The organism is Allorhizobium sonneratiae (assembly GCF_023700755.1).
Lineage (GTDB): Bacteria > Pseudomonadota > Alphaproteobacteria > Rhizobiales > Rhizobiaceae > Allorhizobium > Allorhizobium sonneratiae.
Window position 1 is genome coordinate 273,587 of the sequence record NZ_JAMKOJ010000002.1, and the last position, 14,359, is coordinate 287,945.

Below are 14,359 nucleotides of genomic sequence, written 5' to 3' on the forward strand. Positions count from 1 at the left end.
TTTACGACAGTCCGATCTCATGGGCGAAGGGCGGGTTTGCCCCGGCGCGCGACACCGTCACAGCCGCAGCCTTGGAACCCAGTGACAGAGCCTTGGCGATCTGCTCTTCATTCAGACTGGCCACCTGTTGCTTGGTGAGCAGGTTCTGCATTTTCAGCGAGGCCAGAACGCCCGCGTCGAAGGTGTCGCCAGCGCCGACCGTATCGACCACCGTCACCTTTTCGCTTGCCACCTCCACCTTGTGCTGTGCCGTATAGCCCGCCGCGCCCTCGGCGCCGCGCGTGACGATCACCAGCTTTGCGCCGTGATGCAGCCAATGGCGGGCGAGCGTTTCCTCGTTGCCCTCCAGGCCGAACCAGGCCAGATCCTCATCGGAGAATTTGACGATATCGGCCATGGCCGCCATACGACGGATGCGGGCAAGATGCGAGGCCTTGTCCTTGATGAAGCCGGGGCGGATATTCGGATCGAGAGAGATCACCCGGGTCTGATGCTCGCGCGCCATCAGGCTCTCATAGGTTGAGCCGCAGGGTTCGGGGATCAGGCTGATCGCACCGAAATGCAGCGCCTCGCAATCCGCACCAAGCGCAGGCAGATCGGCCTCGGTGATCATCCGCCCAGCCGTGTTTTCATCGTAAAAGGCATAGGTCGCGTGACCGTCCACCAGCTTGACGAAGGCGATGGTGGTCGGGCGCGATAGCGTGGCGCAATAGCTGAAATCGACATGGCTTTGCTGAAGCGTCTTGCGCAGGATATCGCCCATCATGTCATCGGAGAGGCCGGTGAAAAACCCGGTCTCGACACCCAGACGACCGAGCGCTATGGCCGTGTTGAAGACCGCGCCGCCGGCATAAGGGGCAAAGCCCGCCTCGCCTTTCGTCGTTTCACGCGGCAGCATGTCAATCAGGGCTTCACCACAGCACAGGATCATTACAGTCTCCATCCCATCCATTGGCGGATGCGCCTGAAAAACCAGACAGCGCATCGCCACACATTGTTGTCCCGCCTGCCGCTGCTGAAAAGCGGACACCGGTTTCCATCGCACAAGCAAGGCTAATCGATTTAAGCCATCTCTTTGCCCATGGCTACAGCTTTATCGGCGAGCATGGTGCACGAAGATGTGTCACGTCAGACTGGTCACTTCCTCCACGCTGTAGCGATAGGTGGTCGAACAGAATTCGCAGGTGACGGAAATCGCATCATCCTCGACACTGGAGGCGATCTCTTCCGCGGTAAAGCCTTTCAGCACACTGATGATCTTGTCGCGAGAGCAACTGCAGCGGTCGAGAACCGGCTGCGGCTCGTAGACCCGAACGCCGCGCTCGTGAAACAGCCGGAACAGCAGGCGCTCTATGCCGACCTGCGGATCGGTCAGTTCATCGCCATCAATTGTCTCGACCAGCATTTTGGCCTCCGACCAGTGGTCATCCTCTTCGAAGGCCTCATCTTCGTCCTCGTCGATCTCGGGGTTATCGCCGCCGGGAAGATCGGCCTGATGCATCCGTTCCGGCGCATCCGGCAGGAACTGCGCCACCAGACCGCCAGCCCGCCAGCTATGGCGCGGCTTGCCCTCTTCATCGCGGTCGAAAAGTTCGGCCACGGCCAGACGGATCCGGGTCGGGATCTGCTCCGACTGGCGAAAATAGACCCCGGCAATGTCTTCGAGCGAGGCGCCATCCAGCGGCACGATGCCCTGATAGGGCTGCATGAAACCGCCCTGATCGATAGTGAAGGCCAGCACGCCTGCCCCCAGAAGATCGGTGGGAGACGATTGTCCGGCCGCCAGCGCCTCATTCAGTCGCTCCTCGTCGAAGCGGGCATAGGCGCGAACATTTTCCGGCGTGGCAAAATCGCAGACAAGCAGGTCTACCGGTCCGTCGCTCTTCGTCTGAACGATGAACTTGCCCTCGAATTTCAGCGAGGTGCCGATCAGCACAGTGAGCGCAATCGCCTCAGCCAGCAGCCGTGCGACAGCGGGCGGATAGTCATGACGGCCAAGAATGCTGTTCAAGAGCGGCCCAAGCTGAACGGCGCGACCGCGCACATCCAGCCCGTCCACCTGAAAGGGAACTACGCGATCGTCACCCGCAAAGCCGAATTCACCCAGTTGGCTCGGTCTGTCTGTCATGGCAAAACTCCTAGAGCATCGGCCGAAAAGTGTGAACCGGTTTTCGGAAAAATCCGATGCGTAAACAAAAGGTCCCGCCAAGCATTGCCCGTGACCGGCAATGATCAGCTTTCCTTGATGGTGCACAGGCCTCCGGTGAGAGGCATCACCATCACAGCGTCATCCGCCAGCCATGGTGACACCGCCAGAACACGGTACCTGATGATCAGAATACAGCTTACAGCAGCATTATCGCAAAAGCCGGATACGGTTTTGCGATAAAACATGTGTAAAAGCCGGAAATGAACGCCTCAAATGGGAAATGGATCTCGTGAAATCAAGAGATCCATCGCATCCGGTCCGTTTTGGTGACGGGAGCAGATCAAACTGCGCCCAGGCACCAGGCAAGGATGGACTTCTGTGCATGAAGCCTGTTTTCCGCCTCATCGAAGACCACCGATTGCGGCCCGTCGATCACGGCATCCGTGACCTCCTCGCCGCGATGGGCGGGAAGGCAATGCAGGAACAGCGCTTCGGGCTTTGCCCGCTTCATCAGGGCATCATTGACCTGATAGGGCTGGAAGATGTTGTGGCCGCGCGCCTTGTGCTCCATGTTCATCGACACCCAGGTATCGGTGACCACGGCATCCGCGCCGTCGACGGCGCGTTCGGCATCGTGGCACAGCATGATCTCGCCACCATTGTCACGCGCCCAGTTCAGATATTTGTCTTCCGGCTCCGAGCCCATCGGCACGGCCATATTCATGCGATAACCGAAGCGGGCGGAGCCTTCCACCAGCGAATGCAGCACATTGTTGCCATCGCCGGTCCAGGCCAGCGTCTTGCCCTTGACCGGGCCGCGATGCTCCTCGATCGTCATGATATCCGCCATGATCTGGCAGGGATGGGTCATGTCGGTCAGGCCGTTGATCACCGGCACGGTCGCGTGTTCCGCCATTTCCAAAAGACGGCTGTGATCGGTGGTGCGGATCATGATCGCATCGACATAGCGCGAGAGCACGCGCGCCGTATCGCCAATGGTTTCGGCGCGGCCAAGCTGCATTTCCGTGCCCGACAGAAACAGCGTCTCGCCGCCAAGCTGTCGCATGCCCACATCGAAGGAGACGCGGGTGCGGGTGGACGGCTTTTCAAAAATCATTGCCAGCATCTTGCCAGCAAGCGGTTTATCAGCGGTTCCAGCCTTGGTCTTGACCTTGCGGTCCTTCGCATCGGCAAGAATGGAGTGAAGGTCCTCGGACGTCATCGCCGAGAGATCGATGAAATGCTTAGGGGATGCCATAATCTTACCTGTCTTTTACGCCTGGGCGGCCTTGGTGGCATTGTGGGCGGAAATGGCTTCCGCCGCCTGCTCTATACGCTTCAGCCCTTCACGCGCCTCTTCCGCCGTGACCGTCAATGGTGGCAGAAGCCGGATGACGTTATCGCCCGCCGGAACACCGAGAACATGCTCGGCCCGCATGGCACCCAGAAGCTCGGCAGAGGGAACCACCGCCTTGATGCCGAGCATCAGGCCTTCACCTCTGATCTCCTCGATCACATCGGGGAAGCGATCCTTCAGGCTGGCCAGCCCCTGACGGAACACCAGCGCCACATCGCGCACATGGGTCAGGAAGCCTTCGGCCAGCACCACATCCAGCACGGCATTGCCAACGGCCATGGCCAGCGGATTGCCGCCATAGGTCGTGCCATGCACACCGGGCACCATGCCGGACGCAGCCTCTTCGGTTGCAAGGCAGGCGCCGAAGGGGAAGCCGCCGCCAATGCCCTTGGCGATCGCCATAATGTCCGGCGTGACACCGGCCCATTCATGGGCAAAGAGTTTTCCGGTGCGCCCGACACCGCTCTGCACCTCGTCGAGGATCAGAAGAAGACCATGCGCATCGCAAAGCGCGCGCAAATCACGCAGATAATCGTTGGACACGGTGCGAATACCGCCCTCACCCTGGATCGGCTCGATCAAAAGGGCCGCGGTGTTTTCGGTGATTGCTGCCTTCAGCGCTTCCATGTCACCGAAAGGCACCTGATCGAAACCGGGCGCCTTGGGTCCGAAGCCTTCCATATATTTTGCCTGACCACCTGCCGCGATGGTGCCCAGGGTGCGTCCATGGAACGCCCCCTCGAAAGTGATGATATGAAATTTATCCGGATGGCCCTTGGCATAATGATAACGCCGTGCCGTTTTGATGGCGCATTCCAGCGCCTCCGCACCGGAATTGGTGAAGAAGACCTTGTCGGCAAAGGTTGCTTCCGTCAGGCGGGCAGCAAGGCGCTCCTGCTCTGGAATTTCATAGAGATTGGACAGATGCCAGACCTTTTCGGCCTGCGCCTTCAACGCCTCAACCAGATGCGGGTGGGAATGACCGCAGGAGGTGACGGCAACACCGCCGGCAAAATCTAGATAGCGATCACCCGACTCGGTAAACAGCCAAACGCCCTCGCCTCGCTCAAAACGCAGCGGCGCACGTGAAAACGTGTTGAACAGCGGCGTTGTTTTCTCAGCCATGACGGACATTCCTTTACCTTTTAGCCTTTTTACCTGGACAGTGCCTGATCGGCGTTGCGATGAAGCTGGATTGGTCTTGACAATCAAAAATGCCGCCTTTCGGCGGCGATGAACACTATTCAGCCTTCGCAACGCAAAGTCAACAAACAAGGCTGCAGTCGGGCATTTCCCGCCAGAGAATGGCAGCCAGCGCCTCCAAGGAGGACAACCACGCCTGACTGCGGCATCCATATTTGCAAAACAGTCTGAATTGACTCGCTTTTCCATGAAAGCGCCGCCGCCACACGCCCAAAACCCCGCCCACGCAAAAAGATTTCAGTGGACAGCAAGTTGGGGAAAAGATCGAATTATGATTCACCTCGATTCGGCGACTCTTGTCACGGAGTCAGCCTCACACTAGGTTAATGAGCAATTACTAGGCTGCAAGCGGCGGAACTAGTCACCTGACATTACGAGAGTCTACAGGTTTCGGGACACCGGGACCGCGGTGACGGATTCTGCCCACGCGCACAAACGGCGGAGAGTGCGACAATGAACTGGACAGACGAGCGGGTCGAGAAACTGAAAAAGCTATGGGCTGAAGGCCTGAGCGCCAGCCAGATCGCCACCCAGCTTGGCGGCGTCAGCCGCAATGCGGTCATCGGCAAGGTTCACCGCCTGTGCCTGCCGGGCCGTGCGAAATCCGGTGCACCGGCCCAGACGACAGCCCGCACGACCAAGCGTCCTGCCAGCACGCCACGCCCACAGACCAACACACCCCGGATCGCTCCGCGGACAGTGGGCGCAACAATCTTGAAGGCAGATTCCCCTCTCAACGTGGCTGAAGACACGATTGAACTTTCCGCACGCCCCACCAGCCTGCCGTCTTCGCGACGCCTGTCTCTGACCGACCTGACCGAGCGCACCTGCAAATGGCCGGTGGGCGACCCCATGAGCGATGATTTTCACTTCTGCGGCTGCGACAGCCTGGATAGTTCGCCTTATTGCAAATATCATGCGAAGCTTGCCTATCAGCCCGTCAACGAAAGACGGCGCGCCGCTGCAAACTGAGCCGTACCCGTTCCCCTTATGAAAAAACGGGCCTTCAAGGCCCGTTTTTCTTTATAGAGCGTTTCAGTGTTTCCGTGGAACAGCGAGATGATCTAAGTCTTTGTTTTTACGCATTTTCAGACGGAATCAGGCTTCCATGGAATAGCCAGCGCCGCGCACCGTGCGGATCACATCCTGCATATTGGGAAAATTCAGTGCCTTGCGCAGTCGACCGACATGGACATCGACGGTGCGTTCATCGACATAGATGTCATGCCCCCAGACGCCATCAAGCAGTTGCGAACGGGAAAAGACCCGGCCTGGCGATGACATGAGAAATTCCAGCAGCCTGAATTCCGTCGGTCCCAGCCGCACTTCCCGGCTTTTGCGGTGCACACGATGAGTTTCCCGGTCGAGTTCGATATCGCCGCAGCGCAACACGGTAGACAGGACTTCCGGCTTGGCGCGACGCAGCATGGCCTTGACCCGGGCCATGAGTTCCGGCGTTGAAAACGGCTTGACCACATAATCGTCGGCGCCGGTGGAAAGCCCGCGCACCCGCTCGCTTTCCTCACCGCGCGCCGTCAGCATGATGATCGGCAGCCGCTCCGTTTCCGACCGCATCCGCAGACGGCGGCACAGCTCGATACCGGAGACGCCCGGCAGCATCCAGTCCAGGATCAGCAGGTCCGGTACCCGCTCCTGAAGGCGGATTTCAGCCTCATCACCGCGCAAAACGGTTTCGACCTCATAGCCTTCCGCTTCCAGATTGTAACGAAGCAGAACGCTGAGCGCCTCTTCATCCTCAACGACGATCACCTTCGGTAGCATAGATCCAAATACCTTCGATCCGGTTTGATATGCAGAATTTTTCAGCAAAGCCATGATGCGCTCGTCGCCGCGATGAATAAGCACATCATGCCCTTCAATGGTCATGCCCGTTCGGGAAAAGCATCGCATGTTCCCGGACAGGCCGTGGTTTTACTGAGCGCCGCTCGATCTGCGGCAACCAGACCGGTTGCGAAAACCGATCAGCTTTCCACAGCACCCATGGTCGATGTGGCATCATCCTTGGGACGTTCGCCTTCTGGCTGCGAGCCAGTTGCCATATAATAGATGGTCTCGGCGATATTGGTGGCGTGATCGCCGATCCGCTCGATATTCTTGGCGCAGAACAGAAGATGGGTGCAACTGGTGATGTTGCGCGGATCTTCCATCATATAGGTCAGAAGCTCGCGGAACAGCGAGGTGTAGATGGCATCGATCTCCTCGTCGCGATCACGGATCGACTTTGCCTTCTCCGCCGAGCGTGTCGTATAGACATCGAGAACTTCCTGAAGCTGGGTCAGCGCGAGTTCGGACAGATGCTCGATACCGCGCGCCAACTTGCGCGGAACACCGGAGCCCTGCACCGCCATCACCCGTTTGGCGTTGTTCTTGCCGAGATCGCCGACCCGCTCGAGATCGGAAGCGATGCGCAAGGCGCCGATAATTTCACGAAGGTCCGCAGCCAGAGGCTGACGCTTAGCGATGGTGATGATGGCCTTGTCGCCCACTTCCCTCTCGGCATTGTCCATAATCACATCGTCGGAAATGACCTTCTGAGCAAGGCCCGCATCCGAGTTCACCAGCGCCCGCACGGATTCGCTGACCATCTGTTCGGCCAGACCGCCCATTTCGGAAATACGCCGCATAAGATACTTCAGTTCTTCGTCAAAGACCGTGTAAATATGCGCTGTCATGGAAAATCCTCACCCTTTTGCGATGTCGTTGACGCCTGAAACAGGACCCATCCTGCTGCATGACGCTGATGTCATAAAGCCTGCGCAAATCCGTTGCGCAATGGCAAAGGCGTCCAGCTTTTGTTTCACATATATCCGGAACAGCCTCACATTGGCGCACCGTCGCAGCATCCGGCTCAAGCATAACGACAGTATGACCGATGCGGCATTATGGCAAAACTGATCCCGGTTTCCCCGGCAAGCTCTTTCGCGCCCGGTTTTATGTCAGATTGACGAAGAATTTGTGACAGCCGATCCTGACCCGCAAAGAGCTCAGAACCGCACGGTAAAATCGGAGCCTTTGTCCAGTTCGGAGCGAATGATCAGACGGGCGCGATGACGGGTGAGGATATGCTTGACGATCGCCAGGCCCAGACCGGTCCCCTTTTTTGACCGGCTGTCGGCAACGCTGACACGGTAAAAGCGTTCCGTCAGGCGCGGCACGTGATCGGCCGGAATACCCGGCCCGCGATCGACAATGCTGACGTCGACAACACTGTCCCTGCGGCGCAGGAAAACCTCGACAATCTTGCCGTCCTGTCCGTATTTGCAGGCATTTTCCATCAGGTTTTCAAATACCTGGATCAGTTCATCGCGATCGCCCGTCACCTCCACCGGCATGTCAGGAAGATGCAGCACGATCTCCATGTCCAGCTCATTGGCCAAAGGCGAAAGCGTATCGCGCACATGATTGAGCACCGGAACCAGATCGACCTTCTGTTCGGGGGCAATATGGGCTTTCAACTCCAGCCGCGACAAAGACAGCAGATCGTCGACAAGACGGCTCATACGGTTGGCCTGATCGAGCATGATCGACAGAAAGCGCTCCTGCGCCTTGTGATCGTTGCGCGCCGGCCCAAGCAGGGTTTCGATGAAACCGCGCAAGGATGCCAGTGGCGTGCGCAGCTCATGGCTGGCATTGGCGACAAAATCGGACCGCATACGGTCCAGGCGTCGCAATTCGGATATATCGCGGAAACTCATGACGAATTGCGGTTTTGACAATATCTTCTGCGAAGGCGCAAGCGGCGCGACGCGCACATGAAAGACCCGCTCGGAGGGCAGAACCTCGGAATGTTCAATCTGGTTGGGCTGACCTGAGGCCACTGTTTCGCGCACCATGTCCAGAATACCGGGCGAGCGCCAGCGCGCGGAAATATGCATTCCCGTCTCCAGCCGCCCGAACATGGTTTCGGCCGCACCATTCTGAAACAGCACCGCTCCATTGGCCTCAAACACGACACAGGGCAGATCCAGCGCCGCAAAGGCCGCCGAAAAGGCCACCTCGGCCAGTTGAGCGGGGTCGACGTCATTGTCCCCAACCAAATGGACGATGTCGTTGTCGGCGCTGTCTTCCTCAGACCCGCGAACAAGGATCATGCACAGGCCGACAAGACCGGCCCCCGCCATATAAAACGGTGCTGCACCTGTCAAAAGCGCCACGACCACAATCAGCAGACATAGGATAACAAGATCCCAACGGGCACGCAGTCGATGGGCCAATGAAGCGAAAAAGGATGACAATGGAAACAAAACCTGCCTCAATCAAAATCAAATAGGATTGTCGTCATCCTGCTCGTCCGTGACAATCCAGATCGTCCATGACACATTCCGGCACAATGCGTTGTGAAAACGCCGTTACAGTTCAGAGGCTTTTCATTTCAGCCCACAAACTGAAAGCACTCCAGTCATGAACACTCTCAATCTCCCGCATCGTTGTTTTTGGCAATCGAGCACGGTTTCGGCAATGATGAGCAATCGCACGCTGTCACCACCTTAACCCTGTTCGATGACAGAAATGTTCCTGTCATCACAGGTGCATAATTTATCCAGAGGCATCTTTTGTGCATTTGATAAAAGGCACGATGCTGCAATGCGCGTTACTGTCCGGGAAGGACCCGAACGGTATAGAGATCGAGACCCTGACCGCTGCCGCTCATGTCCGAATTGATAAACAGTCTGGCCTGACCCGAGGCCATGGCCGCCTGGCTCAAGGTTACGTGGAACAGAAGATCGGTCTTTTCCGGAAAGACCGTGAAACGATGACGATCACAACTCCCAAGATCGCCGAAGGAGCAACTGACGGAAAATTGCACCGGCTTGCTGCCGGCGGCCTGGACGGTGATGGCAATCGTGGAGTTTTTCGCTGCCATCTGTGCAAAGATATCATCGGGAAGCGTCAAGACTGCTTCGCCATCGGCATCGCTGCTTTTCGACTGGATCTGCAACGCCTGTCCGTCACTGGCATTGACCACATCGATCGTCGCATTGGGACGAGCCGTGACCCGTTTGACATCCGCCGGTGTGAAGGCCACAAGCCACTGACTGGAAAAACCGCGTTGTGGATCAAGCGTCTTCAGTTGGCCGCCGTCGCCATTGCCGGCCGCATCGTCGAAAAGTCCGCCATCGCCATTCAGCGCCTGTTCGACAAGACCGGTCGACAACGCCCACCACAAACAGATGCCGGCAAAGCTCAAGAGCACAGCCGTGATGAACAGGCTGCCCAGCAGGCTGCGTCGCCGCTTTTGTTTTCGCGGGCGCTTTTTGGCAGACTTTTCGCGCCGCGCCTCCTCGATGGTGCGGACAGGCTGTCGTTTTTCGCCAGTATCGACGGGCACGGATAGCTGGGGTTGGCTATCGGCATAATTGCGCTTATCACGCTCGGCCCGCAAACCCTCCAGATCCGGCCCAGGCGCATCCGCAGCCGTTTTGCGCTCGACGCCAAAGGAGAGCGAGCCGTCATCGTCGTGCTGTCCTTTGGCAGGTTCACCATCGTCATGTGCGGTCTTGCCAGCATCATGCTCTGGCGCCATGGCCGAGGTTTCGAGACCGACGGGCTCCTGTCTGGACGCACCGGTGACCTGATGATGTTCAGGCGACGCTTTCTCGGCGCCCGCGCCCGGCTTTGCGCTCAAACGTTGGCGCTCTTCCTGTTCGATGGCATGAATGGTTGCCTCAAGCCGATGCCGTTGATCGGCAATGCTGTCCGGATCGGTGACATTCTTCTTTTTCAAACTGGATTCCAGCGCCTGCCGAGCGGATTGATAAATCCGCGCCCTGACATCCGCCCTCGCCCGATCCGATCTTTCAAGGGCGTTTCTGATCGCAGCTTCCAATCCGCTCACGCGTGACCTTTCTCATGATAGTCTCAGGCCCGGCCGGCCGCCTGTCAATCCGACGCGCCACCCTTGCCGCCATGGCGGCCTCACCGGTCAGGTTGCACCGCAAACATGGGTAAAAACCAATGCTGCCCGTTGTCTGAACCCGTTTCCAGCTTGGGTAACGTCAGACATGGGTAACGCCAGACAGGGCAAACCGCAAGGGCACAGCCATGCCGGCCCGTCGAAGAACACGGTGAACAACAGATCGATGCGCTCCTCCCCGGTCTGGCAACCCTGCCATGGTGATGGCGTGAGGCTTTTCACCGCCTTCGGCTTCTGATAGAATTTTGACGTTTACGCAAACGTAAGACAATGAGGACCCGATGACTGTTCCCGCCATTCTCTCTGAACGCCTCAGGTTGCCGGTGATCGGCTCACCGCTCTTCATCATTTCCCATCCGGCTCTGGTTCTTGCCCAATGCAAGGCAGGTATTATCGGGGCGTTTCCAGCGCTCAACGCCCGTCCGGAAAGCCAGCTTGACGAATGGCTGGCTGAAATCACTGAAGAGCTCGCCCGTCACGACAGAGCCAACCCTCAGAGACCATCGGCCCCGTTTGCCGTTAATCAGATTGTCCACACCTCCAACAAGAGGCTGGAACATGATCTCGGTCTGTGCGTCAAATACAAGGTGCCGGTGGTGATTTCATCGCTGGGGGCGGTGCCGGAGGTCAATGCCGCCATTCACTCCTATGGCGGCATTGTGCTGCATGACGTGATCAACAATCGGCATGCCCATTCGGCCATCAACAAGGGGGCGGACGGCCTGATTGCGGTTGCCGCCGGGGCGGGCGGTCATGCCGGAACCCTGTCTCCTTTTGCCCTGATTCAGGAAATCCGTGAATGGTTCGACGGACCACTTCTGCTTTCGGGCTCGATCGCCACCGGATCGGCGATCCTGGCTGCCCAGGCCGCAGGCGCCGACATGGCCTATATCGGTTCGCTCTTCATCGCCACCGAAGAGGCCCGCGCATCGGACGCCTATAAACAGGCCCTGGTCGAGGCCAATGCTGCCGATATCGTCTATTCCAACTATTTTACCGGCGTGCACGGCAACTATCTGAAACCATCCATCCGCGCCGCCGGCATGGACCCCGATCATCTGCCTGAAGCCGATCCGAGCAAGATGAACTTCGAATCCGCCACAAGCGGCGCAAAAGCCTGGAAAGACATCTGGGGCTGCGGTCAGGGGATAGGCGTCATCAAGGCCGTTGACCCCGTGGCCAGTGTTGTCGACCGGCTGGAGAACCAATATCTTGCCGCAAAAGCAAGGATTTGCGGAAAAGCATGATTGTTCGCAAATGATCTCTTGAAATCGGGCGGGTTTGCCTGTATCCACCCGCCCATATTGCGAACCCCAAAGGGTTCGCCGGGCCGCTTTAGCTCAGTCGGTAGAGCACATCATTCGTAATGATGGGGTCACGTGTTCGAGTCACGTAAGCGGCACCATATTCATTCAGCCGAATGTCGACATGCCAGTCTCACCCGTTTGGGGATAGGGTGAAATCGTCATTCCCTTTTGAACGACCCCGACAATTTCACGCGTGCGATTGATCCAGACCAAAGCGATGGCGCAATCAGCCGCGAACATTTTCAACACAACTTTTCGGTTCATTCTCCACCATCGCACCCTGATAATTTAGAGTTCATTCAGCAATCTCCCCTAATATTCGACCTGGGTAAATGGATTGTTTTCCATAAGGGAAGAGAAATGAGTCTCAAGATATCGACGCGGCTTTTCGTCATGGCGGCAGCAGCGCTGGCGCTGATCGTGACATTCGGCGTGCTGAGTTACAACCAGATTTCTACTGTGTTTTCTGCGGCTTCCGACACGCGCCAGGTCTGGATGCCGCGTATGGCAGCGCTGGATGGCATTCAGTTCACCATGCTGCGTTATCACACGACGACAATTCGTAAGACCATCGCCGTCGATCCGGCCGAAATCAAAGGACTGGACGATGAATTTGTCGAAATGGATGCCTCCATTCCGAAATCCTATGCCGATTTTGCCAAAACCCTGCGCACAGCGCAGGAAAAGGCGCTCTGGGCGGATTTTCTGACGAAATGGGACCGTTATCTGAGCTTCCGCAAGGCCATCATGGATGCCGTGGCAGCCAATGACCGCACGGCTGCGGTTGCCGCCATTGCGCCGGCCCGCCAGCCGCTGGTCGATAGTTTTGTCGCTCTGGGGGAAATCATCAAGCTGAACGAACAAGGCTCCGCCGCCTCCGGCAAGGCTGCGCAATCGGCCTATGACACATCGACTTATGTCACTGTCGGCACAATCCTCATCAGCATGGTGCTGATGTCGCTGCTGGTCGCCTGGATCATTGCCAGCGTCTCGAAACCGGTGGTACGCATGGCCCGCGTCATGCTGAAGATTGCCGATGGCCAGCTGGATGTGACGGTGCCCGATGCAGACCGCAAGGATGAAATCGGCGAAATGGCTGGCGCTGTCGAAACCATGCGCCAGTCTGCCATCGCCAAACGCCAGCTGGAAGCCGAGGCCGAAGCAAACCGCCTCAATGCCGAGCGCGAACGGCAGGACGTGCAAAGACGTGCGGAGGAAGATGCCGAGCGCAGGCTGACCCAGGCCACCGGAACATTGGCCGCCGGCCTGAAACGGCTGGCCGATTGCGATCTTCAATGTGAAATTTCCGATGAATTCGCACCGCAATTCGAGGCGTTGCGGCACGATTTCAACACCTCTGTCCAGCAACTGCGCACCACTTTGATCAGCATCGGTCAGGTTGGCAGCAGCGTTACCAATGCCAGCGGCGAAATCTCCAACGCCTCCGATACGCTCGCCAAGCGGACGGAACAGCAGGCCGCGTCTCTCGAAGAAACCGCCGCTGCGCTGGAAGAAATCACCTCCAATGTCCATGCGACATCCAAGCGTACCGGGGAAGCGCGCGATCTGGTGCGCAATGCCCGCCAGCATTCGGAACATTCGGCCAGCGTCGTCTCCAACGCCGTCGCCGCCATGGAGCGGATCGAAAACGCCTCCCGGCAGATCAGTCAGATCATCGGGGTAATCGATGAAATCGCCTTCCAGACCAATCTTCTGGCGCTCAATGCCGGTGTTGAGGCCGCGCGCGCGGGCGAAGCCGGCAAGGGTTTTGCCGTCGTCGCTCAGGAAGTGCGCGAGCTGGCGCAACGTTCCGCCAATGCGGCCAAGGAAATCAAGCAGTTGATCAACAATTCCGAAGCCGCTGTCTCCGAAGGTGTCAAGCTGGTCAACGATACCGGCAGCGGCCTGAATACCATCTCCACTGTGGTCGAAGACATCAATCATCATATGGATGCCATTGCCGCCGCCGCCCAGGAACAGGCGACCGGCCTGTCTCAGGTCAATGCCGCCGTGAACCACATGGACCAAGCCACCCAGCAAAATGCCGCGATGGTTGAAGAAATGAATGCCGCGGGCGCAGGTCTGGCCGATGACAGTCGCAAGCTCTCCAGTCTTCTTGGCCGCTTCCGCACCGGCGCTCAACATCAGCAGGATGGCGCAACCGTCCATGCATCCCAGCATTATGCCCGTACAGTTCCGCCGCAGGCAAAAACCGCTACCGCCAAACCACAGGCCCAGCCGCGCCGCATGTCCGCGACTGTCCCGGTCAGCCATGGGAATGCCGCCGTCAGCCACGATCATTGGGAAGAATTCTGAGGGACATGATAAGACCGCGCCGTGCGTTTCAGAAAACGCACGGCGCGGCAAGAATGTGAATGTTCTGTACAAGGCTGGAGAGACCATCCGGT

12 protein-coding genes and 1 tRNA gene are annotated in these 14,359 nt (G+C 58.0%); 5 read left to right on the forward strand and 8 right to left on the reverse strand.

Going from position 1 to position 14,359, the window contains the following annotated elements:
• Position 1: 1 nt before the first annotated feature.
• From NAC44_RS04250 to NAC44_RS04265, 4 genes are all read right to left on the reverse strand, one after another.
• Positions 2 to 931, reverse strand: a complete 930-nt coding sequence (locus tag NAC44_RS04250) for a carbohydrate kinase family protein (protein ID WP_250938083.1) — start codon at positions 929 to 931, stop codon at positions 2 to 4.
• 192 nt (positions 932 to 1,123) lie between these two features.
• The gene (locus tag NAC44_RS04255; protein WP_250938084.1) at positions 1,124 to 2,128 is read right to left on the reverse strand and encodes an Hsp33 family molecular chaperone; all 1,005 of its coding nucleotides are present in this window, start codon (positions 2,126 to 2,128) and stop codon (positions 1,124 to 1,126) included.
• A gap of 361 nt (positions 2,129 to 2,489) precedes the next feature.
• Positions 2,490 to 3,407 (reverse strand): ornithine carbamoyltransferase, encoded by a 918-nt coding sequence (gene argF, locus NAC44_RS04260; RefSeq protein ID WP_250938085.1) that lies wholly within the window; start codon positions 3,405 to 3,407, stop codon positions 2,490 to 2,492.
• Positions 3,408 to 3,422: 15 nt separating this feature from the next.
• Positions 3,423 to 4,631, reverse strand: a complete 1,209-nt coding sequence (locus NAC44_RS04265) for an aspartate aminotransferase family protein (RefSeq protein ID WP_250938086.1) — start codon at positions 4,629 to 4,631, stop codon at positions 3,423 to 3,425.
• A gap of 531 nt (positions 4,632 to 5,162) precedes the next feature.
• On the opposite strand from NAC44_RS04265, the gene NAC44_RS04270 reads away from it, so the two are divergent.
• The gene (locus NAC44_RS04270; RefSeq protein WP_250938087.1) at positions 5,163 to 5,681 is read left to right on the forward strand and encodes a GcrA family cell cycle regulator; all 519 of its coding nucleotides are present in this window, start codon (positions 5,163 to 5,165) and stop codon (positions 5,679 to 5,681) included.
• 126 nt (positions 5,682 to 5,807) lie between these two features.
• On the opposite strand, the gene phoB is transcribed toward NAC44_RS04270, so the two are convergent.
• The 4 genes from phoB to NAC44_RS04290 form a co-directional block, all read right to left on the reverse strand.
• Positions 5,808 to 6,491, reverse strand: coding sequence for a phosphate regulon transcriptional regulator PhoB (gene phoB / locus NAC44_RS04275; protein ID WP_250938088.1), 684 nt, complete (start codon positions 6,489 to 6,491; stop codon positions 5,808 to 5,810).
• A gap of 200 nt (positions 6,492 to 6,691) precedes the next feature.
• Positions 6,692 to 7,402 (reverse strand): phosphate signaling complex protein PhoU, encoded by a 711-nt coding sequence (phoU, locus tag NAC44_RS04280; RefSeq protein WP_250938089.1) that lies wholly within the window; start codon positions 7,400 to 7,402, stop codon positions 6,692 to 6,694.
• A gap of 312 nt (positions 7,403 to 7,714) precedes the next feature.
• Positions 7,715 to 8,944 carry a phosphate regulon sensor histidine kinase PhoR gene (phoR, locus tag NAC44_RS04285; protein WP_420839869.1) on the reverse strand — a complete coding sequence of 410 codons (1,230 nt, stop codon included), beginning with the start codon at positions 8,942 to 8,944 and terminating at the stop codon, positions 7,715 to 7,717.
• Positions 8,945 to 9,321: 377 nt separating this feature from the next.
• Entirely contained in the window at positions 9,322 to 10,566 is a 1,245-nt protein-coding gene (locus tag NAC44_RS04290) for a hypothetical protein (RefSeq protein ID WP_250938091.1), read from the reverse strand.
• A 166-nt stretch (positions 10,567 to 10,732) separates the two neighbouring features.
• Between NAC44_RS04290 and NAC44_RS04295 the strand changes: the two genes are divergently transcribed.
• From NAC44_RS04295 to NAC44_RS04310, 4 genes are all read left to right on the forward strand, one after another.
• Positions 10,733 to 10,882: a hypothetical protein gene (locus NAC44_RS04295; protein WP_250938092.1), complete on the forward strand. Its 150-nt coding sequence runs from the start codon at positions 10,733 to 10,735 to the stop codon at positions 10,880 to 10,882.
• A gap of 43 nt (positions 10,883 to 10,925) precedes the next feature.
• On the forward strand, positions 10,926 to 11,891 hold the full coding sequence (locus NAC44_RS04300) for an NAD(P)H-dependent flavin oxidoreductase (RefSeq protein ID WP_250938093.1): 966 nt from the start codon (positions 10,926 to 10,928) through the stop codon (positions 11,889 to 11,891).
• A gap of 82 nt (positions 11,892 to 11,973) precedes the next feature.
• Positions 11,974 to 12,049, forward strand: a tRNA-Thr gene (locus tag NAC44_RS04305).
• A 262-nt stretch (positions 12,050 to 12,311) separates the two neighbouring features.
• Entirely contained in the window at positions 12,312 to 14,267 is a 1,956-nt protein-coding gene (locus NAC44_RS04310; protein WP_250938094.1) for a HAMP domain-containing methyl-accepting chemotaxis protein, read from the forward strand.
• Positions 14,268 to 14,359: the final 92 nt, after the last annotated feature.

What these genes read in the sequence shown, in the direction of transcription:
- NAC44_RS04250 (WP_250938083.1), bottom strand. Translation starts at nt 931, where the DNA reads ATGATCCTGTGCTGTGGTGAAGCCCTGATTGACATGCTGCCGCGTGAA.
- NAC44_RS04255 (WP_250938084.1), bottom strand. Translation starts at nt 2,128, where the DNA reads ATGACAGACAGACCGAGCCAACTGGGTGAATTCGGCTTTGCGGGTGAC.
- argF (WP_250938085.1), bottom strand. Translation starts at nt 3,407, where the DNA reads ATGGCATCCCCTAAGCATTTCATCGATCTCTCGGCGATGACGTCCGAG.
- NAC44_RS04265 (WP_250938086.1), bottom strand. Translation starts at nt 4,631, where the DNA reads ATGGCTGAGAAAACAACGCCGCTGTTCAACACGTTTTCACGTGCGCCG.
- NAC44_RS04270 (WP_250938087.1), top strand. Translation starts at nt 5,163, where the DNA reads ATGAACTGGACAGACGAGCGGGTCGAGAAACTGAAAAAGCTATGGGCT.
- phoB (WP_250938088.1), bottom strand. Translation starts at nt 6,491, where the DNA reads ATGCTACCGAAGGTGATCGTCGTTGAGGATGAAGAGGCGCTCAGCGTT.
- phoU (WP_250938089.1), bottom strand. Translation starts at nt 7,402, where the DNA reads ATGACAGCGCATATTTACACGGTCTTTGACGAAGAACTGAAGTATCTT.
- NAC44_RS04295 (WP_250938092.1), top strand. Translation starts at nt 10,733, where the DNA reads ATGGGTAACGCCAGACAGGGCAAACCGCAAGGGCACAGCCATGCCGGC.
- NAC44_RS04300 (WP_250938093.1), top strand. Translation starts at nt 10,926, where the DNA reads ATGACTGTTCCCGCCATTCTCTCTGAACGCCTCAGGTTGCCGGTGATC.
- NAC44_RS04310 (WP_250938094.1), top strand. Translation starts at nt 12,312, where the DNA reads ATGAGTCTCAAGATATCGACGCGGCTTTTCGTCATGGCGGCAGCAGCG.